Annotated in this window: 3 protein-coding genes; all 3 read right to left on the bottom strand. The window is 34.4% G+C overall.

The genetic code is table 11. The annotated features are described in order from the left end of the window. A partial coding sequence (locus tag AA81_RS10665; RefSeq protein WP_500690315.1) for a hydroxymethylglutaryl-CoA lyase-like TIM-barrel protein occupies window positions 1–588 on the bottom strand: 588 nt, incomplete at its 3' end. Window positions 589–776: 188 nt separating this feature from the next. Beyond that, a complete protein-coding gene (argC, locus tag AA81_RS10660; protein WP_103077966.1) occupies window positions 777–1,814 on the bottom strand; it encodes an N-acetyl-gamma-glutamyl-phosphate reductase in 1,038 nt (345 codons plus the stop codon). After that, window positions 1,811–2,704: argininosuccinate lyase (argH, locus tag AA81_RS10655; RefSeq protein ID WP_103898970.1), on the bottom strand; the 894-nt coding region annotated here is incomplete at its 5' end. The genes argC and argH, both read right to left, overlap by 4 nt.

The following is a 2,704-nucleotide window of genomic DNA, read 5'->3' as shown; positions in this document are numbered from 1 at the left end:
GTTGTGGGTATGCATCTCAACATCGATACCAACTTCGTCTATTATTCTTCTGATATGTTCGTAGATAGAAAATGGTTCCATCATTCCAACGGTGTCACAGTATCTTAACCTATCTGCACCTGCTTCTTTAGCCTCTTTAGCAAACTTTATAAGAAAATCCATATCACTTCTAGAGGCGTCTTCAGCGTTTACAGATACGTATAAATTGTGTTTTTTGGCAAATTTTGTAGCAACCACCATACTTTTTAATACCCAATCCCTATCTTTTTTTAATTTGTGTTTGATGTGAATATCTGAAGTGGAAATAGAAATTGCAACCGCATCGACACCACAATCTATGGATTCTTCAATATCCTTTATAACTGCTCTATTCCAGCCCATAATTGAAACACCTAAGTTTAACTTACATATCTTCTTTATGGCTTCCTTTTCATCTCCTCCCATCGTGGGAATCCCGGCTTCGATCTGATAAACACCTAACTCTGCTAACATCTTCGCTATTTGGACTTTCTCTTCATTTGCAAATACCACCCCGGCAGTTTGCTCTCCATCTCTTAAAGTTGTATCAACTATATATACGTTACTCACGTTCTTTTGTACGTTCTTCTTTCCATTACATTTAGAAGAATCGTACCCTCCCTCCTTTCAGTTTTATATACTCTCTTCAGAAACTCTAAAACCTTATGTAAGCGCCCCTTCACCCCGCTGCCCACCCATAAGGATAAAAGTTCTTTTGATTTTTTTAATTATACCTTAAATTTAAAGATATATCAAGTTCATGGAAAGATTCTTATTATATCAAGACCTTTATTTTCAGGCAATCCAAACATTAAATTCATATTTTGTACTGCCTGACCACTGGCACCTTTCATTAAATTGTCAATCACGGACATGATTATTAAAGTATTTGTATGCTCATCAATTTCAAAACCTATTTGGCAAAAATTGGAGCCAGCCACACTTTTTGTAGATGGATACTTTCCAGGGTTCAGAATTTTTATGAAATAATCGTTTTTATAAAACTCTTGGTAAAGATCGTAAACCTCATTTAAGGTTATATCTGATCCCAAATTACAATAAATCGTACTTAAAATTCCTCTTGTCATAGGAACAAGATGTGGGGTGAAAACAATTTTTACCTCTTGTTTCATTATCTTTGATAACTCCTGCTCTATTTCTGGAATATGTCTATGTTTAGCCACGTTATAAGGTTTTGTATTTTCGTTACATTCTGAATATAAGTTACTAAATTTAGGTTCATGACCAGCACCTGATACCCCAGATTTACTATCAATAATTATGTTTTTATCTGATACAACTCTATTTTTTAAAACAGGGGCTAATGCCAAAATCACACTAGTTGGATAACAACCTGGATTGCCCACAATTTGAGCGTTTTTTATCTTTTCCCTATTTAACTCAGTTAATCCGTAGACCTTGTCATATTTATCGTATTCTATGTCATCATTTAAACCATACCACTTTTGGAAGATATTAAAGTCATCGAAACGAAATGCAGAACCTAAATCTATCAACCTCTTACCTGCATCCACTACCATCTGAGCTATTTCAAAAGTTAGTTCGTGAGGTAAAGTTGAAAATATTATATCGCTAGTAGCAACCGCTTTTTTGAAAGCATCACCCTCTAATATGAGATCACAAATTCCTTGTAGTCCCGGATAAACTTCTGAAATTAATTGGGATTCAAAGTTTTTTGATGACAAATAAGTTATTTTAGCATTTGGATGTTTTGAAAGAATTCTGATTAATTCAATTCCTGTGTACCCTGTTGCCCCAAGTATACCAACCTTCATACATCTTCCTCCCATCTTGCTGCCCCAATTGTTTTACGGCGTTTTAGAATATTTTTTAGATCTAAAAATTCATATACATCCTCATCTATCAACTGACAAAAATTTCTAAATTCAGAAATATTAAGCTCTTCTAAGGAGACATTTTTTGTTATAGCATATGCAACTAATTTTCCAACTATATCGTGAGCGGTTCTGAAAGGGATCCCTTTTTTGACCAAATAATCTGCCAGATCCGTTGCATTGAGATAGCCAAATTTTACCGCCTCTTCCATCTTTTTTTCGTTCACGCGTATCGTTCCTAACAAACCAATAAATACCTTTAAACAACCTTTTAATGTATCAACGGTATCAAACAGAGGTTCTTTATCTTCTTGCATATCTTTGTTATATGCTAGGGGTAAGCCTTTCATAGTTGTTAAAAGGGCAAACAAATTTCCATATACCCTACCTGTTTTACCCCTGATTAATTCAACGGAGTCTGGATTTTTCTTTTGTGGCATTATACTACTTCCAGTCGAATATTGGTCACTTAATTCTACAAAATTGAACTCTTGGGTAGACCAAAGTACTACTTCCTCAGAAAATCTACTCAAATGCATCATTATCAAGGAAGCTAATGATAAGAATTCAATGATAAAATCCCTATCGCTTACTCCGTCAATACTGTTTAGTGAAACTTCTTTAAAGTCTAACAATGAAGCCACATACATTCTATCTATATCGTATGACGTTTTCTGCTTAAAAAATGAACCTAAAACCAAAACATTCACTCTTTTTAAAGAATCTTTCAACCGTTCTATATCCCTTTTAAACATCTCCATGTAAGCTAATAAATGATGTGAAAATGTGATAGGTTGAGCTCTTTGCATATGTGTGTAACCGGGCATAAT

This window comes from Petrotoga halophila DSM 16923 (assembly GCF_002924615.1).
This window is presented reverse-complemented; position numbering and strand designations above follow the sequence as displayed.

Excerpts from the sequence above, each read along its gene's own strand:
- argC (WP_103077966.1), bottom strand. The coding sequence starts at position 1,814 with ATGAAGGTTGGTATACTTGGGGCAACAGGGTACACAGGAATTGAATTA.